Below are 26,520 nucleotides of genomic sequence, written 5' to 3' on the forward strand. Positions count from 1 at the left end.
AACGATTTAGCCTATATCAAAAACTGGTAGTTGTCTAGTACAACTTGACAAATCGGGCGTGTCGCATTCACCCGTCACCGATATAAAGGGTGAGGCCTGGGCGCTATGGCCGTCGTAAAGCGTTACTCTGCTTTACGACGGGTCGAAGGACGCACGATGCCCACGATTGCGATGAATACCAGAATCGAACCGGACGTAATGAGACCGATTGACCTCGGCTCTAGAGCTGGGCGCTGGAAATTCTGTATTGCGCCAAAGAGAAGCTGATTGGAAAGGCCTTCGTCCATCTTTCCGTTGAAGCGCAGGTAGTCCATGATCGGCTCGCCGTCGCGAGTCTCCCACCAAAGGTGGATGTCCTCGGCCATATCGATGACCGAGCCAGACTTCGGCTCAACCCACAAATCACGGGTGCCCTGGTACTGGAGGAACCCGGATTTGTCATCCTGAGTTAGCTGAGAGACGTAAGAACGGTACTTCTGGGCGAGATTCGTCTTCTCAATATCCTGACGGAAATGCAGAATGCGGTTGCCACCGCGCTCCTCTTCCCCGACAAACTTTGCCGGCAGGGAATCGTGGAGGAAATCATCAAAGATCAGGTATTCTTTTTCCTCAGTGTCGGCCGGGAGCTTCACCCAGTTCCCCTCGAAAGCCACTGATCGTGGAACGCCCGCCATGCGGTCGACAAGAGTCGCAGGAGCCAGCGCCTCGCCGGTGAGTCGGTCGATGGTCACTGTCCAGATATTGGCCTCGATAAGCTCGGTCAGCGGGTCGGTACCCATGACCTCCGGGGGAAGCTCACGCATTTCAGTCACACCGACACGGAGCGAAACCTTGTCCGCATCGGCGGGTTCGATGAGCACGCCGTGGAGCTGTCGCTGCAGCGGCGAGTGCACTTCTTCCCGCTTGCCTTCTTCGTTAATCCTGGTGGACACGCCGTCTTCCGCCCGCAGGGTGTACGACACCGGCGGCAGGTCAAGCGGCATTTTGGGATCAACATTGAGCACTTTGGGCAGCAAGATGCCAGCAGCAAGCAGTGCGGTGCCTAGACCCAACAGAAGGATAGACAGAATTCTCGGCCGTGAGAGCATGTTAGATACTTTACAGGCCAATAAGGGCAATCAAGACAATGAGTGGGCTGGTTTTTGCCCCAACTTCCTGTGACGGGTGAGATTAGTGAGGTTTTGCCCGGGTCAGGTGGGTTAGCAAAGGCCCCAGAAACAAAAGAACCGCCAACCCCGGGCAAGAAGCCCAGAATTGGCGGTCAGAATTGGCAGCTTTAGGCCACTACCGGGGCCGAAGCAAGTAACTGAATTACTTGAGGGAGACCTTTGCGCCAGCCTCTTCCAGCTTAGCCTTAGCAGCCTCAGCGTCGTCCTTAGAAGCACCCTCCAGGATAGCCTTCGGAGCGGACTCAACCATCTCCTTAGCCTCCTTCAGGCCCAGGCCGGAGACGATCTCGCGGACAGCCTTAATAACGCCGATCTTCTTAGCGCCAGCGTCCTCGAGGACGACGTCGAACTCGTCCTTCTCCTCAGCAGCAGCCTCGCCGCCAGCAGCGCCTGCAGCAGCAACTGCGACCGGAGCAGCAGCGGTGACGTCGAACTCTTCCTCGAAAGCCTTCTTGAACTCGGTGAGCTCAACGAGGGTCATTTCCTTGAAAGCCTCGAGCAGTTCCTCAGTGGTGTACTTAGCCATGGATATTCTCCTATGAGTGTGGTGCGGCCGCTCCCCTCAGAGATCCCTGGGGTCGAAGCCGTCAAAGTGATATTTAAAAGTTTTTCGCGTGATTTAGTTCGCGTAGTTCGCGAGCCGCTCGGGATTACTTCTTTTCCTCGAGTGCCGCTGCAAGGCGGGCAACCGAGGAGGTCGGAGCATCGAGCAGGCCAGCGACGTTCGCCAGAACGCCGTTGAAGGCACCAGCCAGCTTTGCCAGCGTGGTCTCACGGTTATCCATATCCGCAAGAGCCTCGAACTGTGCTGCATCGATTGCAGCACCGTCCATGTAGCCGCCCTTGATCACGAGGTTCTTGTTGTCACCGGCGAACTTCTTAATCGCCTTAGCCGCATCCACAGCCTCGCCCTTGATGAAGGCGACTGCAGTCGGGCCGTTCAGGTGCTCATCAAGACCCTCAATCCCTGCCTCGTCGGCAGCGATCTTGATCATGGTGTTCTTGGCGACGGAGTACTTAACATCAGCACCGAGGGCGCGACGCAGTTCCGTGATTTCCGCAACGGACAGGCCGCGGTACTCAGTCAGCACGATAGCGTTGGACTCTTCGACGTCCTGCTTCAGCGCTGCAACAGCTGCAATCTTCTCAGTATTTGCTGCCATGTGTACTCTCGCCTCCTTCCTGGTCTTTGCAATTTTCCGCTCGGCCAAGTGAAGGATTCTTTTGCGCAAATACAACAAACGCCCCAATCCTCGCACAAGGATGGGGCGCACAATTCTTTTGGCATGTTCCACTTCAACTCCGCCGACCCCAGGGCCAGCAGGTGAAGCCAAACTGCGCAAGCGCTTCCAAGTCCTCCTGCGTGGGCCGCTCACTGTATTCCTACAATGAAACCTTCAATCCGCTTCTTTCAAAGCGAATGACCGACGGTCTTCGGTGAAACTTGAGTACCAACCTCCATCGTCCCAACTTAATGTTGGTGCCGATTGGAAGCCGGTCAAACTTCGTGAAGAAACTCTATACCAGACCCAGGCAATTAATCAAATCGCCTATCCAAAGCGCGCCGCACCAGGCTCTCCAAAGCGGCCGAACTCCAGGTCCTTCTCACGTTGCTGCACAATCATCTCGAGCTCGGCAAAGTACGCATTCAGGTCATCGTCGGCAAGCCAGAGCACTTGGTCTGCATAGTCGAGTACTACGCGCACCATGTCGTCGGGATGCGCGTCCAACCTGGCGGCATCGAGAATATCCACGGTGAGTGTCAATGCCACACGCACGACCGGCGGGATCTGCGATGCCAGGCACTGCTGCGCCACGGCGTTGCGAAGCTCCACGGCCTCCATCCGCGCAATGATGCGCAGCAACCGCACGACCACGACCTGCGCCGCCCGAGCTTGCAGAGCTTCCTCCTCGCTCATCCCCGCAAGCACCACAGAATCCTGGATATTGCGGCGAAGCACCTCAGCTACGCGCTCGTCCTCCCCTAGCCCCGTCAGTACCTCGCCCAGCAGCGTCTGCCCCGCGATGCGCAGGCAAGGCATGTCATAGGCGTCGTCGCCCAACGAGTCGAGGTACGAGATGAGCTGCGGTTCAATAATTCCGGAACCGTCGTCGAGCTGCGCCAGGCGATTAATCTCGCCAAGCGCCTCCAGCCCTTCTTCGGGTTCCAAAATCAACGTCATAGTCGCGATTTTAAGCAACAAACTTTGGCTGTGAGTCCATTTCGGCTCGATTAGTTCTTTGGATTAGCAATTCGCTTTACGACGTCTACCGCGCCCAAACCCCCACCGCGCTATCGGTATCCCTTATGAGAATGCAAAACCGCCGCCTCACACACCGGGAGAAAGTGCGCGTGGCGGCGGTTTTAAAGAGCTTGGCTCTGAGTCACCCTCGAGCGACTTGCGAAGAGCACACTCGCCTATCGGCTGATGCTGATTTAGGCGGTGTAGTCCTTGATCACGCTGGTGTCAACCGGGATGCCCGGGCCATTGGTGGCGGAGACGGTGATCTTCTTCAGGTACTTACCCTTAGCAGCGGATGGCTTGAGACGCATCAGCTCGTCGATAAGCGCACCGTAGTTCTCGGCCAGCTTCTCGGCGTCGAAGGAAGCCTTACCGATAACAGCCTGCAGGTTTGCAGCCTTATCAACGCGGAAGGAAATCTTACCGCCCTTAATCTCGGTGACAGCCTTAGCGACATCCGGGGTAACGGTGCCGGTCTTCGGGTTCGGCATCAGACCACGCGGGCCGAGGATACGAGCCACGCGACCAACCTTGGCCATCTGGTCCGGGGTCGCGATTGCAGCATCGAAGTCGGTCCAGCCACCCTGAATCTTTTCGATCAGTTCCTCGGAACCGACGAAGTCAGCGCCGGCCTCTTCAGCCTTGGTGGCGTTCTCGCCAGCGGCGAAAACGACGACTCGAACGGTCTTACCGGTGCCGTTCGGCAGGGAGACAGTGCCGCGAACCAGCTGGTCAGCCTTGCGCGGGTCAACGCCCAGGCGGATAGCAACGTCAATCGTGGCGTCGTAGTTCTTGGAGGAGGTCTCCTTGGCCAGGTTAGCGGCCTCGAGTGGAGAGTAGATGCGGCCGGCGTCGATCTTCTCGGCGGCGGCGCGGTATGCCTTAGAGTTCTTGCTCATGAAAAGTCCAATCTCAATTAAGTGAAATGGTTGGATTGTGGTGTTTAGCGGGCCGAAGCTGGCCCTACCACTTGATGAAGGTGCAGCTAAACGCTGACGGTTTACTTAGCGCCCTCGACGGTGATGCCCATGGAGCGAGCGGTACCGGCGATGATGCGTGCACCCATCTCGATGTCGTTAGCGTTCAGGTCCGGCTTCTTCAGCTCGGCGATTTCCTTGCACTGCTCCCAGGTCACGGAACCGACCTTGTTGGTGTGCGGAACGCCAGAGCCCTTCTGAATGCCAGCGGCCTTCAGCAGCAGCTTAGCTGCCGGCGGGGTCTTCAGAACGAAGGTGAAGGAGCGGTCTTCGTAGACGGAGATTTCAACCGGGACAACGTTGCCACGCTGGTTCTCAGTTGCTGCGTTGTAAGCCTTGCAGAACTCCATGATGTTGACACCATGGGCACCCAGTGCCGGACCAACCGGCGGAGCCGGGTTAGCCTGACCAGCCTGGATCTGCAGCTTAATGATCGCAGAAAGCTTCTTCTTCGGAGCCATCGGATTAACCTACTTCCTAGTTACCGGGGCACGCCGCCCCGATGAAAAGGCGACTCACCCCGTCCGGATGCCGACGCTTTGCGACGACCCTTGCGCCCACGACCATCATGGCCGCTGGCGCTGGTCATCGAGTTGGTGCCAGCCACCGGGGATACGAATTACTTGGCACATCTGTGCTCAAGGCACAAAAATGCACGCCTGGCTACGTTACCGCAGCGTATGGCGTGCATCAAAATCCGTTACCAGATTGGTTGCTCGAGAGAGCTAGCTGGTGCCTTTGCTCGGCGCTTGGCTTGCCGCCCGGCTTAGTGCGAGGTCCGCTTAGTGCGAGGCCTAGTTCAGCTTCTCGACCTCATCGATGCCCAGCTCGACCGGGGTCTCACGGCCGAAGATGGAAACCAGGGCCTTCATGCGGCCGGTGTCCGGGTCGATCTCGGAGATGGTCGCAGCCACAGATGCGAACGGGCCGGACAGGATGGTGACGGACTCGCCGACCTCGTAGTCGATGACTACGGCCTTCTTCTCTGCCTGCGGAGCCGCTGCGACAGCCAGCTCACCGTCGGCATTTGCAGCTTCCTCAGCGGCGTCCGCGGTGATGGTCTCCTTCGGCATGAGGAACTTAGCGACCTCACGAATCTTGACCTTGGACGGCTGACCCTCGCTACCGACGAAGGAAGTAACACCCGGGGTGTCGCGGACGACGGACCAGGACGGGTCATCCAGGCTCATGCGGACCAGAACGTAGCCCGGCAGCAGCTTGCGCTTAACGATTTTCTTCTTGCCGTCGTCCTTGCGCTCTTCGACTTCCTCAACCGGAACGATGACCTCGTGAATCTGCTCATCGACACCCATGGTCTGGGCACGCATTTCCAGGTTGGTCTTCACCTTGTTCTCGTAGCCGGAGTAGCACTGGATGATGTACCAGTCGCCCGGACGACGCTTGAGCTCACGCTGGAACTCGCGCAGGCGCTTACGGTACTCGGCGTCTGCGTCAGCAGCTGCTTGCGCCTCAGCGTCAGCGGCGGTCTCCTCTGCCGGCGCTGCTTCTGCTGCGGCAGTGTTAGCTGCGGCTGCGTCGGCTGCGGCTGCACCCTCGGCCGGAGCTTCTACCTGAGCCGGTGCGCCCTGCGCATCCTGCTCAGTTGCGGCAGCATCCGCGGACTGGGCGTCGGAGAAAATATTCTGACCATCATTCATGTCGTGCTAACCCCTCTTGTATCTACATCAACGGTTCGCGACATTGGCATCTTCGCTCAAAGAGTCTTAAGAGCCAATATGCCATCCGCAATCACTTCGCACAGCAAGACACCAGCTGCGCTAACGAATAATCCCGCCGTCCGGAACTCGGAGGCGGGATGAAAAGCATCACTGCGAAACAGTATAACCGATTACTTGCCCAACACCGATCGGACACCCAGACCGGCCAGCGTGTCCACACCCCACACGAGAGCAATCATGGCAATCAGGAACAGGATCACGATGATGCTGTAGGTGACCATCTGGCGGCCGGTCGGCCAAATCACCTTGCGCAGCTCGTCAACAACCTGCTTGATGAAAACCAAAGGGTTACGAGTCGAAAGCTCGTTGGTCTCCTTCTCACGCGCAGGCTTCTTCGCCACGGTGGTCTGCGCGCCCGTCGCCTGGCGCTTACCGGACGGGCGAGCCGCCGCCTGGAAAGTCTGGTTTTCCTCAGACACGATGCTCCTTCGCTACTTCGTGCATATGAGACCTAAAGATACTGCACAGTGAAACTCAAACGTGAATTCTTCAAGAGCAAACTCCAGGGATAATCTCCGGAGCCGAGCCCCCACTGTGCAGAGCAAGTCTGGTTCAGTGCGTAAATTCTAGCCGATTATCCACACTATCGAAGAAATGCGCTTCGTGGGAACCGCAGGCTTCGAGATTCGATTCCGCTGCTGGCCTTGCAGCGATACTCACTGACGGCCACTTCACTGCTGCTTCGCCCTAGCTCGTGCTGCAAGCCTGGGCTGCTCGCTCGTGCTGCAAGCTTGGGCTGCAAAAAGGACGACCCACCAGACTACGGGCTGCAAATGTGAAACTGTGCGAGTTTATGACACTTTCAAGCCATTTTTCGAGCCATTTTTGACATAACCGCAGTCAGTAACTCGCATTGACCCACCGCCGCCGAATATAAACGAAAAACCCGCCACCCAGACGCATTTTCATACGCCCTGGATGACGGATACTTGCAGGGGCGACAGGACTCGAACCTGCAACCTGCGGTTTTGGAGACCGCTGCTCTACCAATTGAGCCACGCCCCTTCACCACCAGCAAAAGAACTTTCCAGCCCTTAGCTGACAATGTCCCACCTTACTGCATTGCTGCATAATCAAGGCGGGGTTCGACGAACATCACTGTCCGTAGTAGCGATGGGGGGGATCGAACCCCCGACCTCACGATTATGAGTCGTGCGCTCTCACCATCTGAGCTACATCGCCCCTATTCTCTACCGGACATAAGTCCGTATAAAAGAACAGAGCCCCCTGACAGAATCGAACTGTCGACCTTTTCCTTACCATGGAAACGCTCTGCCGACTGAGCTAAGGGGGCATCAGCATCCATTGAACTCAGCACGTAACTCCGTGGCCAATTGTTGACCGCTTCGTTTCGCTCTGTGCTCTCCGTGAAGCCTTGCAAAGATTAACCCGAAATCACCACTGAGCACAAATCAGCAGGTAGGCGGCGGTATTTCTTGTCACGTTTGCTGACATTTTGGCGCGCACTTATGGATAATCTATTCACTTATCGATGAGCCCCACCGGAACCATAAGTGAATAGCTCATCGATGGGTGGCCGCCCCTAACCCAAACCCCTAGCCCGAACCCCTAGCCCGAACCCTGCCCCGTATCCCCACCAACAGCTCCTACAAACAAAAAATCACCGCGAGAAAAATCTCGCGGTGATTTCACTGTGCCAGATGATGGATTCGAACCAACGAAGGCAATGCCGACGGATTTACAATCCGCTCCCTTTGGCCGCTCGGGCAATCTGGCGTGCACTCTTAAACGGTGCGAATGGAATGCTACCCACTACTCTGTCATTTACACAAATCGGCAGGTAAGGAGGACATTTTCCTACTTGGATTCACCCCTCAGCAGGGGTCACCCCCAGCAGGGCCCAACTTTCAGCAGAGCTCGCCCCTAGGTTCGTCTCGACAGTGGAGCTCAATCCACTACCCCACGCGCTCCACGGTGTAGCGAGCAACGTGACGCAGAGCATCCTTGGCCGCACAGTCGGGAAGGTCAGCGATGACGCGGTCGGACTCATCCAGCAGTTCATTGACCTTCTCCATCGCGCGAGCCACGCCGTTGGTCTGAGCCAGGAGCTCGAGGGCCTCGTCGACAAGCGCGTCCTCGGAGACTGGGCCGACGAGAATCTCACGGAGGCGATTAGCGGCTGGGGTGTCCTCCTGCAGCGCGTAGAGAACCGGTAGCGTGAAGACGCCCTCGCGCAAGTCAGTGCCCGGAGTCTTGCCGGACTGATCTGTGTTGGAGGAGATGTCGATGATGTCGTCGACGATCTGGAAAACGATGCCGATTAGTTCGCCATAGCGGCGCAGTGCGTTGGAAATATCGGCGGACGCACCGGCGTGATAAGCACCGAGATAACCAGCCGATGCGATGAGCACACCGGTCTTTTCGGCAATGACCTTCAGGTAGCGCTCGATGCGCTCTTCAATCGGCAGGTCCAAGTCGTTGAGGCACTCACGCATCTGACCTGTGACAAGAACACCGAAGGTCTCGGCGAAGTGGGCTACGCTCTCGGAACCGAGCTCCGCCAGCAGGCGGGATGCAGCAGCGAAGAGGTAGTCACCGGCCAGAATGGCGACGGTGTTGTCCCAGCGCGAGTTTGCGGAGGGCACACCGCGACGCTTGTCCGCTTCATCCATAACGTCGTCGTGGTAGAGCGTCGCCAGGTGCGTCAACTCCAGCACAGTCGCAGCCGTGATGACGTTATCGTTCTCGGGCTGCTCACCGAACTGCGCGGACAGCATGGTAAACATTGGGCGGAAGCGCTTACCACCAGCCTGAGCTAGGTGGGAAACCCGCTCGGCTAGGAAGTCCTCGCCGCGCCCCAGCTCAGTAATCAGGAGGTCCTCGCTCTTGCGCATTCCCTCGGTGATTGTTGCTTCCAGCGCCTCATCAACGAAGTGAGAACTAGTGGCGGTGTGCTCACCAGTGCCCTGAGCACTTCCGGAACTAAGCCCGGAGTAGTCTCCAGTACGCATTCGAGACCTGCCTAACTGACGATAAAAGATAAGAAACTGCTAAATAAACTACCCTACGAGCATAGTGGCTAGCAGACCAGTTCCCATATTTGTTTCAACGTCGTTATACGCTGGGGCAATGACCTCAAGCCCGATTTCGCGAGTTTCCCCCACGTTCGACGGCGCCGTCGCTCTACCCAGCAGCACTGACGTGCTCATTGTTGGCGCTGGCCCCACCGGCTCCGCAGCCGCAATTCACGCCGCCCGCGCCGGTTTTTCGGTCACTGTGGTCGACTCGCAGCGCTTCCCGCGCGACAAGACTTGTGGCGACGGACTCACTCCTCGCGCTATCGCTGAGCTACGTCGCCTAGGGCTTGACGACGAGCTCCTGCGCCGCAACCGTAACCGCGGACTCAAGCTGCACGGCTTCGGCGGCTCCATCACCGCACCTTGGCCAGATGATGCCTCCGGCACTTTTCCCGCTGTCGGATCCGCGATGCCGCGTGTTGAGCTCGACACTTTCTTGCTCAATGCCGCCGCTGATGCCGGAGCACAAGTCTTTGATGGGGTCACTGCGCGGAAGGTGGTTCTCGGAGCGCTAAGCAGTGGTGGCACGCGGGGTCACGGCGTGCGCGAGGTGGAACTTTCCGACCGCGAAGGCAAGCCACACACCATCTCGGCCCGCTGGCTGCTCGTGGCCGATGGGGTCCGAAGTACCGTCGGTAAGCAGCTGGGGCGTGCGTGGCATCGCGACAGCGTCTTTGGCGTGGCCGCGCGGTCATACGTCAGCTTCGACAGCGCGGACGTAGCGGATGGCTGGATTCACTCGCACCTGGAACTGCGCGACTCCGAGGGGCAGACGCACCCGGGCTATGGCTGGATTTTCCCGCTGGGAGAAGGCCGGGCGAACGTGGGGTGCGGGGCGCTGGCGACGTCGGCACGCCCGGCGCGCGCGAACGTGAAGAAGTTGCTACGCGAGTACCACGGGCAGGTGCGTGAGCAGTGGCAGATGAGCGAACCGGAGCACGTGACGTCGGCGCTGCTACCGATGGGTGGTGCCGTGTCGAATGTGGCGGGGCCGAACTGGGCGTTGCTCGGTGATGCTGCGTGCCTGGTCAACCCGCTCAACGGCGAGGGCATTGACTACGGCATGGAATCGGCGCGGCTAGCGGTGGAGCTGATGAGTTCGATTGGTGCGGGTCGCGATGGGCTGACTCACTCCTGGCCCGCCCTGCTTCGCGAACACTACGGCACCGGCTTCTCGCTGGCTCGCAAGTTGGCACTGACGTTGACGTACCCGAGCTTCCTGCCGACCGTCGGCCCGCTGACCATCGGCGCCCCGTGGGGCGGCCAGTTCATGGGTGTTGCCGCACGCCTGATGGGAAACCTGGTCACGGAACACGACCGGGATGTGGTAGCGCGACTGTGGCGCGCTTCGGGGCAGGCGGCGCTGGCCTCCGATAAGTGGTTTGGACGCCAGCCCTGGCGGTAAAAACTGCTTTACGACGGGCCCCGCGCCCCAGCCCGATTGCGAGCTCGCGAGCTACTGCACGGGCTTGGTTGCCGAGTGCAGCGCCGCGATGCCAAAGGTGAGATTCTGCCAACCAGCATCCTCCCAGCCCGAGGCATTGATGTCGCGGGCGAGCTGCGGCTGATTTGGCCAGGCGCGAATCGACTCCGCCAAGTACACGTAGGCCTCCGGGTTCGAGGAGACGACCTTGGCGATCTGCGGCAGTGCCCGCATCAAGTACTCCTTGTAGAAGGTGCTGAACACTGGCACCACAGGGGTGGAGAATTCACAGACTGTTAGCTGGCCACCGGGCTTGGTCACGCGGGCTAGTTCGGCGAGGCCCGCCTTGTAGTCCACGATGTTGCGAAGACCGAAGCTGATGGTCACCGCGTCGAAGGTGTTGTCCGGGAATGGCAGCTTCATGCCGTCACCGCAGACCTTGGGAACATTGCGGTGCGCACCGGCCTTGAGCATGCCTCGGGAGAAGTCACAGGCAACGACGTATGCGCCAGACTTTGCCAACTCCACTGAGGAAACAGCCGTACCGGCGGCCAGGTCGAGAACCTTCTGGCCAGGCTGCAGGTTCAGGCGCTTTGCCGTGCGCACGCGCCAGTAGTGGTCAATACCACCGGTGAGCACGGTATTGGTGATGTCGTAATTCTTTCCCACGCCGTCGAACATCGAGGCGACTTCGCTGGGATTTTTCGTTAAATCAGCCCTAGACACGCTGTCCAGATTACGCGACCGACTTCTGACGCGTAGCAGCACCTGTACGGGAAGCGTCCATCGTATCTGCTGCGACCTTGCTTGACGTCTCGGCCGCGGAGACCCCAGAAACCTCCTCATAGTGGCGAACAAGGTCTGCACACAGTGCTCCCCAGGTACGTTCGGTCACGGTGTCGCGGCAGCGGTTGCGCAGCTGCTTGCGTGCCAGCTCATCGTCGACGAGCAGTAGCTTGTCGACCGCCTCAGACAGATTGCGGGTGAAAGTCTTGGGCTCCAGCAGATAGCCGTTGACGTCGTTAGTAATCAGGTCGCGCGGGCCACCTGCGTTCGGAGCGATGGCCGGAACACCGGAAGCGTGGGCTTCCTGTACGGCCTGGCAGAAGGTTTCAAAGTCACCGGTGTGGACGAACACGTCCAGGCTGGCGAATGCCGCTGCCAACTTATCGCCGGTGAGCTGCCCGGTAAAGACGGCATTCGGCATCTGCTTCTGCAGCTTCGGCAGCTCCGGGCCATTACCAACAATGACCACCTGGATATCATCGCGGCCGTTCAGCGCTGCCAGCCGCTCCACGGATTTCTCCGCCGCCAGCCTGCCGACATAACCAACAATCGGCTTGCCCTCCGGGCTCCACTGCTTCCTGAGCTCTTCACTACGCTTTGTCGGAGTAAAGCGAACCGCATCAACACCACGACCCCAGCGGTAGACATCACGAATCTTGTGATTCTGCAGGTCTTCGATAGTCGGTGACGACGGCGCCAGCGTTCGGGCGCAGGAGTTGTGAATCACGCGCGTCCACAACCACGCTGCCGTGGAGAGCCCCGCCAACTTGTAGTTCTTGGCAAAACCCGCAACGTCGGTTTGATAAATGGCAACAGCCGGGATGCCCAGTGCCTTGGCGGTCAGCGCGCCCGCACCACCGAGCACAAACGGTGAGGCCAGGTGAACCACGTCCGGCTTAAACTGCGTCAGCGCCGACGCTACCCGACGGTTCGGCACACCAATCGGTAGCGAATCAATCAACGGCACCATCACGGTGGGCACACGCTCAATGCGGTAGTCGCAGTAGAACTCTGCTTCTTCTTGCCAGTCCCGAGCACCCGGCGCAATCACCAGCGCCTCGTGCCCCTCACGGCGTAAGTGTTCCAACACCCGCAGCACGGAGTTTGTCACTCCATTGATGTTGGGCAAGAAGCTTTCAGCAATGATGGCAACGCGCATGGTGCTAGTTTTCCATCTCGTCGGAAAGCGAAAGTGACCCTCTGTTTACCTTTTGGGGATCTCTTTGTAAACGACGGGTTGCGCGCAACGACAACCACCACAACGGCGCGACGACGATAAACGCAACCACAGCGATGCTGGCAGCCGGGAGAAGCGACAGCGTCCAAGTGCGTCCGGCGACGCGGACGACATTGGGGTCAGTGCGGTCGTATTCGACGCGGACGCGCTGCCCCTCTTCCAGACCAACGGGATAGAGCAAGCCGGTTGGTGGCGACTGAAAGTCACCATTCTCGTCGACGAAATCGACCGTGGTGCGAAGAAGCTCGACCGAGCGCACATTGGCTACGGACTGCCCCATGTTCGACTCGATATTGCGGTCATTAATGAAGCAGCCAACCACCATGGCCAGGCACGAAAGTAACAGGCAAATAATTACAAAGAGCAGCACCTGACGAAGGAAGCGCGGCCAATTGGCCAGGGCAGTTTTCCACTGCATGGCGGTCGCGACCTCCTTATTCTTCTGTCCTTGATTGTTTCCAGCTCTAATCTGATGCTGCCGGCCAGCTAGTTCTTGTCCAGCAAGCCTTGTCCAGCTAGTGCTTGTCCAGCACCCCAATCTCCGCATTGTATGCCAGCTTGTGATGCAACTGCCGACGTGTCGCACGCGTGGTCGCCACCTCGATGACGCGAATGCCGTCGACGTCGGTATCCGGGTGCAGCTGCGCGAGCAGATCTGGGAGGCGGTCAACGCGCACGTGCTCGACCCCGTAAGCCTGGCAGATGCCCTCAAAATCCACGTCCTGCGGGGTGCCGAAGATGCGCTCAAAGCTTCCCCGCAGAGCCGGGCTGCCCGCTTCCAGCGTCTCGAAAATACCGCCACCGGCATCATTGGCCACCACGATGGTGAGGTTTTCCGGCCTCGGCTCCAGCGGCCCAATCGCTAGCGCTGCGGAATCGTGCTGGAACGTCAGGTCCCCCATGAGCGCAATCGTCCTTGGCGGGCGGATCTCGTCGGCATGCTCGCGGTCGGACGCCAGCGCAATACCAATCGCCGTCGCCACCGTGCCGTCGATGCCCGCGGCACCTCGTCCCGCATACGTGTTCACCCCCGGGAAAGGCAGGCCCGTGTACGACGCATCGCGCACCGGGTTCGACGCACCCAGCACCACATTGTCACCCGTGCGCAGGCTATCCGTCAGAGCCGCCGCTACATGAAATCCGGTCAGTGGCTCCTCCGCTTCAATCGACTCGGTAAGCGTGTCTCGCACGGACTTCACCGCCAATTCGCTGGCAGCCTCACAGATTTTCGTCCACTGCGGGTCCTGGTCCCCCACAGTCTGCACATGCTTTACGACGGCCCTTGCGTTCGCTGTCACATCCGGGAACTCCACTCCAAAGCCGTGGTTTTCCGCATCCGAGACAACAGTTAACTCGATATCAGGATTGGCCAGCAGCTTAGAGATCCCTCGGTGCAGCGTCGGCCTGCCGACTAATACAATCTGCTCCGGCGGAATCTGCGCAAAAGTACCCGCCGCAAGCGGGTGAACCGGGTGCGCCGGCGCATATGCATTCGGCTCAGCGATGGTTGGCAAATCCTCCAACTCTGGCAGATGCGGGGCATTCGAGCCCGCAATCACGAGTGTGCGGCGGCTGATGTCAATTGTGGCTGTGCTAGCTGCGTCGGCCGGGCTGGTAGGGGCCGAGTTGGCTGAGTGGGCTGCGATGGCAGCTGCGCCGACGTTGTTGCTGTTGGTAGGCGCAATCGTGGTCCAGGGGCCGCCGTCTGCGCGGCCCTCGGGGATGTCGGCGACGGAGTCGTCGCCAGGCACGAGCGGTTCGACAAAACGAACGTTGAGGTGGCCGGCGCCGGATGCCATGGCAGCGACGACGCGGTCGATGCGGGCACGAATCTGCGCGGCGGTGGCCTTCGTGACCGGGGCGGTGCCGTCGAGATCAAACTCGACTACGGAGGCATCGGCGAACAGGCGGTCCTGGACGATGGTCTGGTTCGCGCCGGTGCCGCGATAATGCGCGGGGCGGTCAGCGGTCAGTGCCAGCAGCGGAATACCCGACGCGGTGGCTTCCACCATGGCGGGAACGAGGTTCGCCACCGCCGTGCCGGACGTTGTAATTACCGGGGTCACCTTGCGGGTGCGCGAGGCCAGGCCGAGGGCGAGGAAGGCGGCGGAGCGTTCATCGATGCGCACATGGAGGCGGACCTTCGCCGCATCGGCGGCCTGGACCAGAGCGCGGGCCAGCGGGGCGGACCGGGAACCCGGGCACACTACGGCATCGACCATGCCGAGACGCAGCAGCTCATCGACGATGAGGCCCGCTACCACTGCGGATGGGGCCGTGGGGGTTGTATGGGCTGCGGAGGTGGGGGGCGTGGCGTCGGTTGCCGAGGCTGGGGTGCCAGCATCGGTGCCGGCGGCATTGGTGATGTTGGCGCCCTGAGCGTGCGAAGTCTGGGAGGTGTCCTGGTTGTCGTTCACACTCAATAGGCTACTTGTCAGGCCGGATATCGGGCTCGTTGGGAGTTACTGACCCCGTTTATGACAGTTTGGAGCCGTTTTTCGAACTCAAAGTGTCATAAACGGGGTCAGTATCTCTGGATGCTCCGTGAGTTGGAGCAGATCGTGAGCCGCCACTGCACTGCGCCACTGCACTGCGCCGCTACAGGTGCACATACGCCGCGCGGAGACGGTCGAACCACCAATCGCGGCGGGGACCCGGCGCGGCGAGCTCGGCCAGGCGGGAAGGGTCGGGCGCGGGGTTGGTGACGGGCAGACGGCCATCGATAAGTGGCCGGGGCTCGATGACGTCCTCAATAAACAGCGACGACGTGGCCAAACCCGCCGCGTTTGGCTCCGGCTGCAGCTCGGTGGCAGGCAGGGCCGCCGCCGTGAACAATCCCGCGGCCATGCCAACACCGGTGTCCAAGGCGCTGGCGACGGTCACCTTTATCGCCAGCTCCTCGGCCAACCGAAGCAAACGGCGTGGCCCGCCAAGCGGTGCGACCTTCATTACGCCCACGTCCGCCGCCTGTTCGCGCGCAACCAAATACGGATCCTCGGCCTTGCGAATCGACTCATCGGCAGCAATCGGGCAAAACTCCCCCACTGCGTCGCGGACCTCGCGAAGCTCGGCGACAGTCGCAACTGGCTGCTCCATATATTCCAGCGGGCCCAACTCATGAGCGGCGCGGATGGCCTGCTCCACCGACCAGCCACGGTTCGCATCCACCCGCACCACAGGTTCATAGCCATAGGCTTCGGCCACCGCGGTGCGGACGGCGGCTACGCGCTCGATGTCGTCGTTAAGCGATTGGCCGCTCTCTGCGACCTTGACCTTGAACGTGCGGCACCCGGGGTAGCGCGCCACGACCTCCGGCACCTGGTCGGGTGTGACGGCGGGGATGGTGGCGTTGACCTCGACAAACTCGCGCTTCGGGGTGGGCAGGCCGACGTATGCGCATTCGATGGCCGAGCGCAGCCACGCGGCAGCTTCGGGCGCCTCGTACTCCAGGAAGGGCGCGAACTCGCCCCAGGTGGCGGGGCCGTCGATGAGGAGTGCCTCGCGGGTGGTGACGCCGCGGAATTTCACCGCCATGGGTAGCGCCACGACGTGGGCGCGGTCGAGAATGTCATCGATTGGCGGAAACTGGATGTTGGGCGCAGCGGACACAGACATACCCCTCATGCTAGAGACCTTTATGCTGGAAGCCATGACTGATACCGCGAAGTACTCGACCGATAACCCCTTCCGCCCCGAGCAGTGGAAGACGGTTGATGGTTTTGAGGATTTGACCGACATCACCTACCACCGCCACGTCGGCGAGGGCCGCGAGAACGGCATTGTGCGTATTGCGTTTGATCGCCCGGAGGTTCGTAACGCATTCCGCCCGCATACCGTCGATGAGCTCTACCGCGCGCTCGACCACGCGCGCCGTACCCCGGATGTCGGCGTTGTGCTGCTGACCGGTAACGGCCCTAGCACCAAGGACGGTGGCTGGGCATTCTGTTCGGGCGGCGACCAGCGCATTCGTGGTCGTTCCGGTTACCAGTACGCAACGTCTCACGAGCATGACGACGCCACCGCGGACGCATCCACCATCGATACCGCGCGAGCCAAAGTCGAGGGAGGTCGCCTGCACATCCTGGAGGTGCAGCGCCTAATTCGCACTATGCCGAAGGTTGTCATTGCCGTGGTCAACGGTTGGGCCGCAGGTGGCGGACACTCCCTGCACGTGGTGTGTGACCTGACGCTCGCATCGCGCCAGGAGGCCCGCTTTAAGCAGACCGACGCTGACGTGGGATCTTTCGACGCCGGCTATGGCTCGGCCTACCTGGCAAAGCAGGTTGGTCAGAAGTTTGCCCGCGAGATTTTCTTCCTCGGCCGCTCCTACGACGCTGAGACCATGCACCGCATGGGCGCCGTGAACGAGGTCGCCGACCACGCTGAGTTGGAAGATGTCGCGGTGGAGTGGGGTCGCATGATCAACGGTAAGTCCCCGACGGCGCAGCGCATGCTGAAGTTCGCCTTCAACCTGACCGATGACGGCCTGATGGGCCAGCAGGTCTTCGCAGGTGAGGCCACTCGCTTGGCGTACATGACCGACGAGGCCGTCGAGGGCAAGGAAGCGTTCCTGGAAAAGCGCGACCCGAACTGGGACGAGTTCCCGTTCTATTACTAGGCACGGGGGCTGAACCCAGCACTACTGCCCCAGCCCTACTGCCCAGCCTTACGCCACCTTCGTTACCTCAAACCGCTGCTCCGGGTTGACGTAGGCCTCCTGCGCACGAACGAGCTCCAGCTCGCCAGAGCCGGACTCGTGCGTGACCTTCAGCAGTTCAAAGACGCTGGCCGCTGTGTTGCCCAGTGCGACCGAAAGGTCACCGTCAATACCGCGACCACGCAGCAGGTTACCCGCGAACAGCGCGGCCGTGACATCACCGGAACCGTTGCGCTTCAGCGGCAGGTACGGTGTCGCCACCAGCCATGCGCCCGAACCGTTGACGGCGAGCATCTCAATCTCGCCCTCCTTGCGCTCCGGACGCAGCACGCTGGTGACCAGCACGGCCTCCGGGCCCATCTCACGAGCAGCATGGGCTGCCGCAATGGTGGACTCCAGGTCGCTGACCTCGCGGCCTGTCAGGTATCCCAGCTCAAACTGGTTCGGCGTAATCACGTCTGCCACCGGCACGACCTTGTCGCGCAGCAGCGGCGGAATGTCATCCGAGACGTGGCAGCCACTCTTGGCATTTCCCATCACCGGGTCACACGAGTAAATGGCCTTCGGGTTGCGCTGCTTGGCTATCGCCACGGCCTCGATGATGACATCCGCAATATCGCTACCGCCCTGGTAGCCGGAGATAATCGCATCGACGTCGTCAAGCTTTCCCAGCTCATCGATACCCTTGATAACCTCGCGCACATCCGTGGCCGGAATCATCGGGCCGCGCCACTGGCCATAGCCGGTGTGGTTGGAGAAATCGACGGTGTGGACCGGCCACACTTCAAAACCTGCGCGCTGCAGCGGGAAAACGGCAGCGGAGTTACCCACATGGCCGTAGCTCACATGCGACTGGATGGACAGGATCGAGGGCACGCGGTTGAACTCCGCGACGGCTTCAGCTGCCTTTTCGGTAGGGGCCTGATTTTCGCTCATTCCTCTATATTGCAACGAATGCGTGAAAATCCCATATTCCCCTAGTAGGAGCTGGGTCGGCGCCTGCTGGCTTTGAGCTCAGAGCGGCGTTGCTTCTGCGCTTTACGACGGGCAATCGAGGCCCGACTTGGTCGAGTCCGCCGGCGTCTCGGAGGCGGTGGCTGCACGGCTTCCCGAATGAGTTCCGCCAAGCGACGCCGGGCTTCCGCGCGGTTGCGCACTTGGGAGCGCTGGGTGGTGACGGACACTGTGAGTGTCGTGCCGTCGAGTCGGTGGCTGAGGTTCTGGAGAGCGCGGCGGCGGTGGACGTCGGAAAGCACGGTGAGCTCGGCAATATCGACCGATAGCTGCACCTTGGAGTCGGTGGTGTTAACGCCCTGACCGCCCGGCCCTCCGGAGCGTGCGAAGCGTTCGGTGAGTTCCGCCGCGGGGATGACGAGGCCCTTTGGGATGCCGGGACCTGGTGGAATCTTCAGGGGTTTCATGGTGGCCAGTGTAGAGGGCGCGTTTGTAATCAGGGCGCGTTTCCTCCAATCCGCCGTTAAACAACAAATGCTCATCTAAGCTGGCGAATAACATTTATCCACTTATAAAAACAGCAAGAAAAGGCAGGATTGAGGCGCTATGGCTGCTTCTGATTCCCCGTCCATTTTCATCTCCGGCGGCGCGCAGGGCATTGGCCGCGCGGTGGCCGAGAAGTTCCTGGCTGCAGGCTGGACCGTAGGCGTCTACGACATCAACGAGGATGCCCTGGCGAAGCTTAAGGCTGAGCGCCCGGAGGTAATCGTCGGCAAGCTGGACGTGACGGACTTTAAGCAGTGGGAGGACGCGCTTGCGGACTTCACCTCCCACACCGGTGGCAAGCTGACGGTGCTGGACAATAACGCGGGCATCATCGGCGATGGCGATATCACTGACCAGTCGCCGGAGATTATTCGCGCGCAGGTGGACATCAACTGCACCGGCCTGACGCTGGGTGCGAAGGCGGCGCATCCGTACCTGAAGCGCACCAAGGGGTCTCACCTGGTCAACATGGGTTCGGCTTCGGGTATCTACGGTCAGCCGCACATCGCGCCGTACTCTGCGTCGAAGTTCTACGTCTCGGGTCTAACGCAAGCTCTGGATTTGGAATGGCGCAAGGACAAGATCCGCGTCGTCGCCATCATGCCGCTGTGGGCGAAGACCAAGCTGGCGGACGTTTCCGCTGGTTCGACCCGCCGTCTTGGCGTGCGCATCACGCCGGATCAGGTCGCAGATGCCGTGTGGAAGGCAACGCATCCGCAGAACTTCATTGAGCGCCAGCGGCACTTCTATTCGGTGTCGGCAGCGGACTTTATCCTGCGCTACCTGGGCAAGATTGGTCCGCAGTTCCTTTCCCGCCCGGTTAACGCAATCATCGCGGGTTAAGAGGCAAACTAGACCTATGCTCTTCGATCAGCTCCCGCGCGACGATGCCCGCATCACGCCGGGAGTTGTTCATCTTCCGGGGTGGCTTCCATTGGAGCGGCAGGCCGGCATCATCACGCAACTCCGCGACATCGCCCGCGACGTTGCCGGCACTCCCCTGGCCATGACTCGCCCGCAGCTCAAAAGTGGTCAGATGCAGGTCTTCATGCTGCATCTGGGGCGCATGTGGGCCACGAATCCGTACCGCTACGTCACGCACGCAGGCGGCGTTCGCGTCCCGCCTGTGCCTGACAATCTGCTGCAGCTCGCCACCAAAGCACTTCGTGCCGCCGCGCTTTACGACGAATCCCTGAACCAGTGGCCCTCCGCTTTTCGTCCCGACATGGCGTTGGTCAACTACTACCCACCCGGGGCCACCATGGGGATGCACCAGGATCGCAACGAAAACTCCCCTGCCCCGATTGTGTCGCTCTCTATCGGCGACGAGGCCCTGTTCCGCATTGGCGGGACTGAAAACCGCAACAAGCCCTGGGATGACGTGACTCTCGCCAGCGGGGATGTGATTGTGTTTGGTGGTCCCAAGCGGCTTGCGTTTCACGGTGTACCCAAGACTCGTCCGGGCACCTTGCCGGAGGAGTGCGGGCTTAAAGAGGGCCGCATCAACATCACTTTTCGGCAGGTGGAGAGGTGACGGTTAGCAAAGCCCACGCCCCCTTGACGATCTTGACTAAAACCTTATTTGTCCCGCTCAAGTCTTCTGCCAGTTCAACCCTGGAGTCCCTAGCTCCAAAAGATACAGTCCCACCTGCGCGATGTTTGAATAGACGCCTCTAATCTAACATCAATTGAAGGTTTGGAGGATTTGATGACAGATTAAAGTCGGTCAAAATTCGATTACTTCACATAGACACAATTGCGATTCCCGACGATGACTTGAAACTCCTCCACAAACACACGAAGTCACACTTTTTCTCGCTACCTTTGGAACATGCAGAACATGCCGACAGGGCTTAGGCCGCTAACAACCATTGCCCCTACATCCGCGCAGTCTGCAACCACGCAGACTCCTGCCCCACTCGACTGGCGCAGCCGGATGCGTTTCTTTGTCGGCTCGTTCCCAGCTGCCGACCTCACTATTGCGGCTACCTTCCTGCTGTGCTGCTGGTTGAGCATGACATCGCTACTTACTTATGGCCCGAGCTTCACTTATGTCACCAATGTGATTCTGTCCTCGATGATTGCCGGAGCCGCAGCGTTTCGTCATAAAGCAGTGCGTGCATCGTTTGTGATTACGTACAGTGCCCTAGCGGGCCTCGCCTTGCTGGTGTGGCTATCCCCGGTGAACCTTGGGGTAGACCCTATTATTGTTGCTGCCCCGCTATCGTTATGGGCTGTGACCAGGTGGGAACAGAATCGCACATGGGGCATAGTTGGGCTCTTTTTAGGGTTGATTGGCAGTTTCCTCAACCCAGCGGTTCCAGCCTTCGGTTTTACTCCGGAACGGCTGTTGGTCTTCGGTCTGCCGGCGGTGCTCATCACGGCGAGCGCGTACGCAGTGCCGCTGTGGCTGCGCATCAACGCCGAGGAACATGCCGCGGAGTTGGAGAACGTCGTGGCGCTCAACAAGCTGGAGTTGTCCCGGGAGCTTCACGACGTCGTGGGGCACGGACTCACCTCTATTAAGGTTCAGGCCCAAACCGCACTGTACCTGGCGGAGATGGATGACTCACGAGCGGAATCCACGGCTGAAAGAGCTGCGCTGGAAGGCATTGCCCAGACCGCAGCACGATCGTTGCGAGATGTGCATGCGCTTGTCGATGCACTACGTGAAGGTGGCGAGATTAGCGCTGACCCGAATGAGAAACTTTCCACCCTGGTTGGATACAAATGCGTGCGAACTGCGTTTTGGCCGTCTGATTGGTTCAAAACGGAGGCAGCTGGTTCAATTCAGAGTTTCGCCCCTATTACGGAGCCGCTTGAGGCTCAGCGCGTCGCGTGTAATAAAATTGGATTCATCGACTGACGACCTGCCCGATTCGAGGAGCGTGTAGTTCCGGTGAGCATATGATCTCCACCCAGCTCTGCTGAGACGTGACCTAAGTTATTTCTACGTTCTGGAGATCATCATGCCCGAAATCTTCCTCGATGCTATTTCTTTTTCATTCGGCTCCCGCCTCATTCTCGACCGTGTGAGCCTGCACGTGTCAAACGGTGAACGTGTCTTTTTGATTGGGCCGAATGGGGTAGGCAAGTCCACCCTGTTGAGAATCCTCACCGGTGATTTGACGCCTGATTCGGGTCGAATAATTTCTGGCGCTGTTCCTCAGTACGTTCCCGACCCAGAGTCTTTCGACGGCAGCGTTGCGCAATTCCTTGACTCGGTGCTCAAACCGTTGAATGAACTGCTCAAGCGCTTCGAACAAGCCACAGAAGCCATAGCAGCAGGAGACAATCTTCGAGCAGTGGAGTTTGACGAACTCCTTGCTCGGTTGAACGCCCTTGATGTGTGGTCGTTGGATGCACGGGTGAATGAAACACTCGCAGGACTAGGGCTCGGAGGTTTCATAGGTTCGGGAAGCAATCGAATGATGCAGACCCTTTCGCCAGGTCAGCGTGCACGCCTGAAACTGGCTGCCCTGCTTATGGTGCGACCTGAGGTGTTGATCCTAGACGAGCCGACCAATCATCTCGATCATGAAGCAGCCGACTTCCTCGCTGGCGTTGTCAAGAACTGGGACGGTCCAGTGATCGCTACGAGCCATGACAGATCTTTTATCAACGACACCGCTACCGCGATTTACGACATGGACATCACCGTTTGGCAAGAACTCGCCAAAGTGGATGGTGAGCCGATTGTGGGCTTGTACCGCAACGCAGGGGGCTACAGTGACTATCTGCTGGCGAAGGAGGCTGCCCGTGCAAAACACCAACAGATCCATGCCGCACAGCAAGCAGAGAAACGCGAGTTACACGAGCATCGCCGCGAGAGCATGAAGATCGCCCGTGGTGGAGTTCGGGTGGAAACCGCAGCTCGCAAAGAAAAGAAGTTCTTCACCGATCGCGCAGCAGCCACATCGGTGAAAAGAACTCGAAGTGTCGACGTCCGCCTAGAACGCCTTTCGGAGCGAGAGGTACGGAAACCCCGCCACTACAACCTGTCGTTTCCCTCCCTCGAAGTTGACCCCGGATCTGGTCTGGCCGTCTCTCTAAGAGATGCGACAGTAGTAGGTCGGCTTGCGCCGGTTTCGTTCGATTTAGGGCGAGGCGAGCACCTCCTCGTGACAGGAGAAAACGGGGCGGGTAAATCAACCCTTCTTAACTGGATCGCCACAGGAAACGCACCCGAGGGGACTGCGCACAATGGCGCCATCACCCGTGATGAACCCGTCGGCGTGGTGCCACAGACGCTTCCCGACGATTCAACTGCAGGGTTTGGCACGGAAAGGTGGCAAGGTGGCGTTGGCGAGGCTGGGAAAGGAATCCTACACCCGTCAATGTGGAACACTCCCATCGCGGACTTGTCTGCGGGGAATCAACGCCGGGCCCAACTTGCAGTCGCACTAGCGACACAACCAGCTTTGCTGATCATTGATGAGCCAACCAACTACCTTGATTTGGAAACGATGGATGCACTCGAGGACGCGCTACGCGACTGGCGAGGAACTCTCATCATCGCCAGTCATGACCGCTGGCTGATTGAACACTGGCACGGGCGTCATCTTCGCCTCACTTCTGTTCGCCAGTCAGCATCGACATGAGACTTGGGAGTCCTCTCTAAATGTGAAGGTCAGCGATCCATCAATGTCGACCTCGGCGTGGTTGATGAGGATGTGCCACAGGTATGGGGTGAAGTAGATGCTGGCCAATGCTTGCGTGACCTGCTCGGCTTTGAGGTGCTCTACGAAAGACCCGAGGAGGGTTTCACCTTCCTCGCCCTGGATGACGCCCACATCGTGCTCGACCAAGCCGACATCGGCAGGACGTGACAAACATTCGAGCCGCCTTTGGGCAAGGGAGCAACTTCCTGCTCTCCGCGACTTATATTGCGGATCAAGTTGGGTGGCGACGTGAAGCGGACTGGCCACAGTTCATGGAGCCGGAAGAGAAGTGGTACTGCACCAGCGCAGGTAGATGCAGGTCGGACTTCGTTTGGCTGCGGGTGGGGAGCCCTTGTACCGAGCCGAATGGGTGGCAACGGCCCGCACTACGGGATCTTTGGCGGCGTCGAACAGAACGCGATGGAGCAACGGCGAGGGGCTCTCGCCAGACAAGACACGTTCAGAGCTCGCAGACCAATGGCCAATAATTGACCGCGGTCATGTTTACCGTTACTCTAAACTCATGAGTTCGAGTGAACGCGTGATGCGCCGCAAGGAAGCTACCCGGCAGCGGATCGTCGAGACCGCATTGGAGTTGTTCCTGGCGCAGGGTTTTGAGCAGACGTCAGTGGCTCAGATCACTGAGGCCGCGGACATCGGCAAGGGTACGTTCTTCACCTACTTCGCGACTAAGCAGGACGTGTTGTCCTTCCTGGGTGAGCAGATCTTGGCCACCATGGCTGCCGCGGACTTGCCGGGTGCCGGTGCGGAGGTGCGGCTGCGCCGGGTGTTCAGCGCTGCCGGGGACTGGTTCGTTGAGCATGAGGCGCTCGCGCGGCTGATGTGTATTGCTCGGATGTCGTCGCTGGCCCAGCAGGCAGTGACCTCGTCTCGAGGGCAGTTAATTTCCTTGCTGGGGTCTGTGGTCGATGAGGGGCTAACCTCGGGCGAGTTTCGTGAAGTGAATCACGACGCGGCGGTGACGCTGGTCGCTTCGGCGTACTTCGCTCCGGTAGCGCAGTGGACATGGGACCCAGACGGCCCTACCGTGCCGCAGCGGCTTGCAGCACAGCTGGACTTGGCATTGGCAGCACTGGCGGCTTGATGTCGCCCCAGATTCCCCGGCGGGTGGTGATGGCGTTGTGCGCCGCGATGCTGGGCATGTGCGCCTCCACACTACAGCAGACGCTGCTGGCGACCGCGACACCGACGATCATCGCCGAGCTGGGACATCCTGACGCGTACGCGTGGGTCATGGGGGCCAACCTACTCGCATCGACACTGGTCCTGCCGTGGGCAGGTGTCGTGACCGATCGAATCGGCGCCCGTCCGATGTATCTGGCCGGAATGGGACTGTTCACTCTAGCCACTGTTTTGGTGTGTCTCTCGCACGCCATGGGCGTGTTGCTGGTGTTTCGGATGCTGCAGGGCGTGGGGGCTGGTCTGCTGGTGCCGGCCGCGCTGTCCGTGGTCGGGCTTCTGGACACCGATTGCCTCCGGGGCCGAGTCTTCGGTCTGATGGGCCTGGCGCAGGTCCTGGCCAACGTGGCCGGCCCGTTGTGGGGCGGCTGGTCCACCGAGAACATCGGGTGGCGCTGGGGCATGGCCGCCACGACTTCGTTCGCTGTCATCGGCTGGCTTCTGTCATCCGTGTCCATGCCCACCGCCGATCGACCAGCTGGGTGGTGGCGGGTGCGGCGCAGTGATCTGGCGCTGCGATCGGCCACACCTGGTCTGACAGGGATGCTCGCCATGGCGTTCCTGATCGGCGGCATGACGGTGTCAGTGGTGACGTTCCTTCCTTGGGCATTGCAGGCGGTGCATTACCTGGACGCCTCGGCGATCGGCCGCAGACTGCTGCCTATGCTGTTGGCATCCGCGGTGGGCAGTGTGCTCGGCGGCACCTTGGCAAGCGGATCCCGGACGCTGACGGGCTGTTGGCTCGTGCTGTTGACAGCAAGCCTGACGGCGGCGCGCGGGGATGTCACGGCGTTGACGCTCGGGGCGGCGGGTATCGGACTGGGCTGCGGCGCGGCTCTGACCGTGGTCCTGACCCGTGCCCAGACACTTGCAGGCACCGGACAGGTTGCCGGTGTCTCGGCACTGGTCCAACTCGCCCGACACGCCGGTGCGGCCTTGTTCGTGCCCCTTCTGGGGCTGTGGCCAGCGCAGACCCCAGCGTCCATCGCCTGCACCGGCTTACTTCTTTCATTCGCTGTGGCTGCCTTCGGTGGCCTCGTCATTTCCTGGAGGATCACATGACCATACCGTTCATCGACGCCACCCTCGCCTCGGGCGGCGGCAAGGCTGCCAACCTCGGTGAGCTGCAACGCGCCGGATTCCCGGTCCCCGACGGTTTCGTTATCACGGCCGACACTTACCGCAACGCAGTTGCCGACCTGGACTTGGAGGAACTGCTCGGGCAGGGCCCTGACGCGGTCCGCGCCGCTGTTGAGGCCAAGACCATTCCCGACGCAGTCGCCCAGGACATCACCGACCGGCTGGCCGCTTGGGGCGAAGATGCTGCGGTGGCGGTGAGGTCGTCGGCGACCGCCGAGGACCTGCCGGAAGCGTCGTTCGCCGGGCAACAGGACACCTTCCTCGGCGTCATTGGCGCAGACGCGGTGCTGGAAGCCGTGCGCCGCTGCTGGGGCTCGTTGTGGACCGCCCGCGCCGTGGACTACCGCCAACGTAATGGCTTCGATCACCACGACGTGGCTCTCGCCGTCGTCGTCCAGCGACTCGTCGACGCGGACACCGCCGGTGTTCTGTTCACTCGTGATCCCGTCACCGGTGCTGAGCAGACACTCATCGATGCCTCCTGGGGGCTCGGGGAAAGCGTCGTGTCTGGTGCCGTCACCCCGGATGAGTACCACACCACCGTCAGCACCGTCCTTGAACGACGCCTCGGCGCGAAGCAGACCCGCATCGACCGCCATGGCACCACCACCCGCATCATCGAAGTCCCCACCGGCGACCGAACACGGTTCTGTTTGAGTGACGCCCAGGTGCTCGAGCTTGCCCGCTTGGGACAGGCCGTGCACGACCATTTCGGCACCGGCATGGACCTGGAATGGTCCTACACTGGTA

At 60.2% G+C, this 26,520-nt stretch carries 26 protein-coding genes and 4 tRNA genes; 9 read left to right on the forward strand and 21 right to left on the reverse strand.

The annotated features are described in order from the left end of the window. Positions 1-122: 122 nt before the first annotated feature. The 13 genes from HMPREF3011_RS08935 to HMPREF3011_RS08995 form a co-directional block, all read right to left on the reverse strand. Positions 123-1,088: a cell envelope lipid trafficking protein PgfA gene (locus tag HMPREF3011_RS08935; protein ID WP_070841399.1), complete on the reverse strand. Its 966-nt coding sequence runs from the start codon at positions 1,086-1,088 to the stop codon at positions 123-125. A 223-nt stretch (positions 1,089-1,311) separates the two neighbouring features. Further along, on the reverse strand, positions 1,312-1,695 hold the full coding sequence (rplL, locus tag HMPREF3011_RS08940) for a 50S ribosomal protein L7/L12 (protein ID WP_038627619.1): 384 nt from the start codon (positions 1,693-1,695) through the stop codon (positions 1,312-1,314). 124 nt (positions 1,696-1,819) lie between these two features. Then, a complete protein-coding gene (gene rplJ / locus HMPREF3011_RS08945; protein WP_038627617.1) occupies positions 1,820-2,332 on the reverse strand; it encodes a 50S ribosomal protein L10 in 513 nt (170 codons plus the stop codon). Between the two features lie 387 nt (positions 2,333-2,719). Then, the gene (locus HMPREF3011_RS08950) at positions 2,720-3,352 is read right to left on the reverse strand and encodes a hypothetical protein (protein ID WP_038627615.1); all 633 of its coding nucleotides are present in this window, start codon (positions 3,350-3,352) and stop codon (positions 2,720-2,722) included. A 254-nt stretch (positions 3,353-3,606) separates the two neighbouring features. Next, entirely contained in the window at positions 3,607-4,311 is a 705-nt protein-coding gene (gene rplA / locus HMPREF3011_RS08955) for a 50S ribosomal protein L1 (protein WP_016422044.1), read from the reverse strand. A gap of 101 nt (positions 4,312-4,412) precedes the next feature. Beyond that, on the reverse strand, positions 4,413-4,850 hold the full coding sequence (rplK, locus tag HMPREF3011_RS08960; RefSeq protein ID WP_016422043.1) for a 50S ribosomal protein L11: 438 nt from the start codon (positions 4,848-4,850) through the stop codon (positions 4,413-4,415). Between the two features lie 333 nt (positions 4,851-5,183). After that, a complete protein-coding gene (gene nusG, locus HMPREF3011_RS08965; protein ID WP_070841400.1) occupies positions 5,184-6,047 on the reverse strand; it encodes a transcription termination/antitermination protein NusG in 864 nt (287 codons plus the stop codon). A gap of 191 nt (positions 6,048-6,238) precedes the next feature. Continuing rightward, a complete protein-coding gene (gene secE, locus HMPREF3011_RS08970; protein ID WP_016422041.1) occupies positions 6,239-6,547 on the reverse strand; it encodes a preprotein translocase subunit SecE in 309 nt (102 codons plus the stop codon). Positions 6,548-7,060: 513 nt separating this feature from the next. Next, positions 7,061-7,133 (reverse strand) — tRNA-Trp (locus tag HMPREF3011_RS08975). 103 nt (positions 7,134-7,236) lie between these two features. Beyond that, positions 7,237-7,310: transfer RNA gene (locus tag HMPREF3011_RS08980), tRNA-Met, on the reverse strand. A 39-nt stretch (positions 7,311-7,349) separates the two neighbouring features. Then, positions 7,350-7,422: transfer RNA gene (locus HMPREF3011_RS08985), tRNA-Thr, on the reverse strand. 361 nt (positions 7,423-7,783) lie between these two features. Further along, positions 7,784-7,865, reverse strand: a tRNA-Tyr gene (locus HMPREF3011_RS08990). A gap of 179 nt (positions 7,866-8,044) precedes the next feature. Continuing rightward, on the reverse strand, positions 8,045-9,100 hold the full coding sequence (locus HMPREF3011_RS08995; RefSeq protein WP_070841401.1) for a polyprenyl synthetase family protein: 1,056 nt from the start codon (positions 9,098-9,100) through the stop codon (positions 8,045-8,047). Between the two features lie 118 nt (positions 9,101-9,218). Between HMPREF3011_RS08995 and HMPREF3011_RS09000 the strand changes: the two genes are divergently transcribed. Further along, the gene (locus tag HMPREF3011_RS09000; RefSeq protein ID WP_236658470.1) at positions 9,219-10,571 is read left to right on the forward strand and encodes a geranylgeranyl reductase family protein; all 1,353 of its coding nucleotides are present in this window, start codon (positions 9,219-9,221) and stop codon (positions 10,569-10,571) included. 51 nt (positions 10,572-10,622) lie between these two features. Here the strand turns inward: HMPREF3011_RS09000 and HMPREF3011_RS09005 are convergent, their stop codons facing one another. The 5 genes from HMPREF3011_RS09005 to HMPREF3011_RS09025 form a co-directional block, all read right to left on the reverse strand. Next, positions 10,623-11,315: a demethylmenaquinone methyltransferase gene (locus HMPREF3011_RS09005; protein ID WP_070560795.1), complete on the reverse strand. Its 693-nt coding sequence runs from the start codon at positions 11,313-11,315 to the stop codon at positions 10,623-10,625. A gap of 10 nt (positions 11,316-11,325) precedes the next feature. Next, positions 11,326-12,534 (reverse strand): glycosyltransferase family 4 protein, encoded by a 1,209-nt coding sequence (locus tag HMPREF3011_RS09010; RefSeq protein ID WP_070560793.1) that lies wholly within the window; start codon positions 12,532-12,534, stop codon positions 11,326-11,328. A gap of 4 nt (positions 12,535-12,538) precedes the next feature. Continuing rightward, positions 12,539-13,030, reverse strand: coding sequence for a DUF3592 domain-containing protein (locus HMPREF3011_RS09015; protein ID WP_038627602.1), 492 nt, complete (start codon positions 13,028-13,030; stop codon positions 12,539-12,541). Between the two features lie 97 nt (positions 13,031-13,127). Further along, entirely contained in the window at positions 13,128-15,029 is a 1,902-nt protein-coding gene (gene menD / locus HMPREF3011_RS09020; protein WP_083327079.1) for a 2-succinyl-5-enolpyruvyl-6-hydroxy-3-cyclohexene-1-carboxylic-acid synthase, read from the reverse strand. A gap of 181 nt (positions 15,030-15,210) precedes the next feature. Next, positions 15,211-16,236, reverse strand: a complete 1,026-nt coding sequence (locus HMPREF3011_RS09025) for an o-succinylbenzoate synthase (RefSeq protein ID WP_070560791.1) — start codon at positions 16,234-16,236, stop codon at positions 15,211-15,213. Between the two features lie 13 nt (positions 16,237-16,249). Here HMPREF3011_RS09025 and HMPREF3011_RS09030 point away from each other — a divergent pair, with 13 nt between their 5' ends. Continuing rightward, positions 16,250-17,230 (forward strand): 1,4-dihydroxy-2-naphthoyl-CoA synthase, encoded by a 981-nt coding sequence (locus tag HMPREF3011_RS09030; protein WP_016422029.1) that lies wholly within the window; start codon positions 16,250-16,252, stop codon positions 17,228-17,230. Between the two features lie 48 nt (positions 17,231-17,278). On the opposite strand, the gene pdxY is transcribed toward HMPREF3011_RS09030, so the two are convergent. Then, positions 17,279-18,205 (reverse strand): pyridoxal kinase PdxY, encoded by a 927-nt coding sequence (gene pdxY / locus HMPREF3011_RS09035; RefSeq protein WP_236658469.1) that lies wholly within the window; start codon positions 18,203-18,205, stop codon positions 17,279-17,281. A 41-nt stretch (positions 18,206-18,246) separates the two neighbouring features. Beyond that, the gene (arfB, locus tag HMPREF3011_RS09040; RefSeq protein WP_038627596.1) at positions 18,247-18,690 is read right to left on the reverse strand and encodes an alternative ribosome rescue aminoacyl-tRNA hydrolase ArfB; all 444 of its coding nucleotides are present in this window, start codon (positions 18,688-18,690) and stop codon (positions 18,247-18,249) included. A gap of 139 nt (positions 18,691-18,829) precedes the next feature. Between arfB and HMPREF3011_RS09045 the strand changes: the two genes are divergently transcribed. The 4 genes from HMPREF3011_RS09045 (at position 18,830) to HMPREF3011_RS09060 (ending at position 23,370) form a co-directional block, all read left to right on the forward strand. Continuing rightward, complete coding sequence (locus HMPREF3011_RS09045; RefSeq protein ID WP_070841402.1) at positions 18,830-19,612, forward strand: SDR family oxidoreductase; 783 nt, start codon at positions 18,830-18,832, stop codon at positions 19,610-19,612. A 16-nt stretch (positions 19,613-19,628) separates the two neighbouring features. Then, positions 19,629-20,303: an alpha-ketoglutarate-dependent dioxygenase AlkB family protein gene (locus HMPREF3011_RS09050; RefSeq protein ID WP_070841403.1), complete on the forward strand. Its 675-nt coding sequence runs from the start codon at positions 19,629-19,631 to the stop codon at positions 20,301-20,303. Between the two features lie 297 nt (positions 20,304-20,600). Further along, positions 20,601-21,635 (forward strand): histidine kinase dimerization/phosphoacceptor domain-containing protein, encoded by a 1,035-nt coding sequence (locus HMPREF3011_RS09055; protein WP_224786594.1) that lies wholly within the window; start codon positions 20,601-20,603, stop codon positions 21,633-21,635. A gap of 103 nt (positions 21,636-21,738) precedes the next feature. Next, complete coding sequence (locus HMPREF3011_RS09060; protein WP_070841404.1) at positions 21,739-23,370, forward strand: ABC-F family ATP-binding cassette domain-containing protein; 1,632 nt, start codon at positions 21,739-21,741, stop codon at positions 23,368-23,370. Here HMPREF3011_RS09060 and HMPREF3011_RS11120 read toward each other — a convergent pair. After that, complete coding sequence (locus HMPREF3011_RS11120) at positions 23,356-23,601, reverse strand: hypothetical protein (RefSeq protein WP_141764755.1); 246 nt, start codon at positions 23,599-23,601, stop codon at positions 23,356-23,358. The two genes, HMPREF3011_RS09060 and HMPREF3011_RS11120, sit on opposite strands and share 15 nt — an antisense overlap. A 352-nt stretch (positions 23,602-23,953) precedes the next feature. Here HMPREF3011_RS11120 and HMPREF3011_RS09065 point away from each other — a divergent pair, with 352 nt between their 5' ends. The 3 genes from HMPREF3011_RS09065 to HMPREF3011_RS09075 form a co-directional block, all read left to right on the forward strand. Continuing rightward, a complete protein-coding gene (locus tag HMPREF3011_RS09065) occupies positions 23,954-24,535 on the forward strand; it encodes a TetR/AcrR family transcriptional regulator (RefSeq protein ID WP_070841405.1) in 582 nt (193 codons plus the stop codon). Further along, on the forward strand, positions 24,535-25,692 hold the full coding sequence (locus HMPREF3011_RS09070; protein ID WP_070841406.1) for an MFS transporter: 1,158 nt from the start codon (positions 24,535-24,537) through the stop codon (positions 25,690-25,692). The genes HMPREF3011_RS09065 and HMPREF3011_RS09070 overlap by 1 nt, the downstream gene beginning before the upstream one ends. Next, a partial coding sequence (locus HMPREF3011_RS09075; RefSeq protein ID WP_305764131.1) for a PEP/pyruvate-binding domain-containing protein occupies positions 25,689-26,520 on the forward strand: 832 nt, incomplete at its 3' end. The genes HMPREF3011_RS09070 and HMPREF3011_RS09075, both read left to right, overlap by 4 nt.

Origin of the sequence: Corynebacterium sp. HMSC074C04, from assembly GCF_001838295.1 — a bacterium.
Classification (GTDB): Bacteria; Actinomycetota; Actinomycetes; order Mycobacteriales; family Mycobacteriaceae; genus Corynebacterium; species Corynebacterium amycolatum.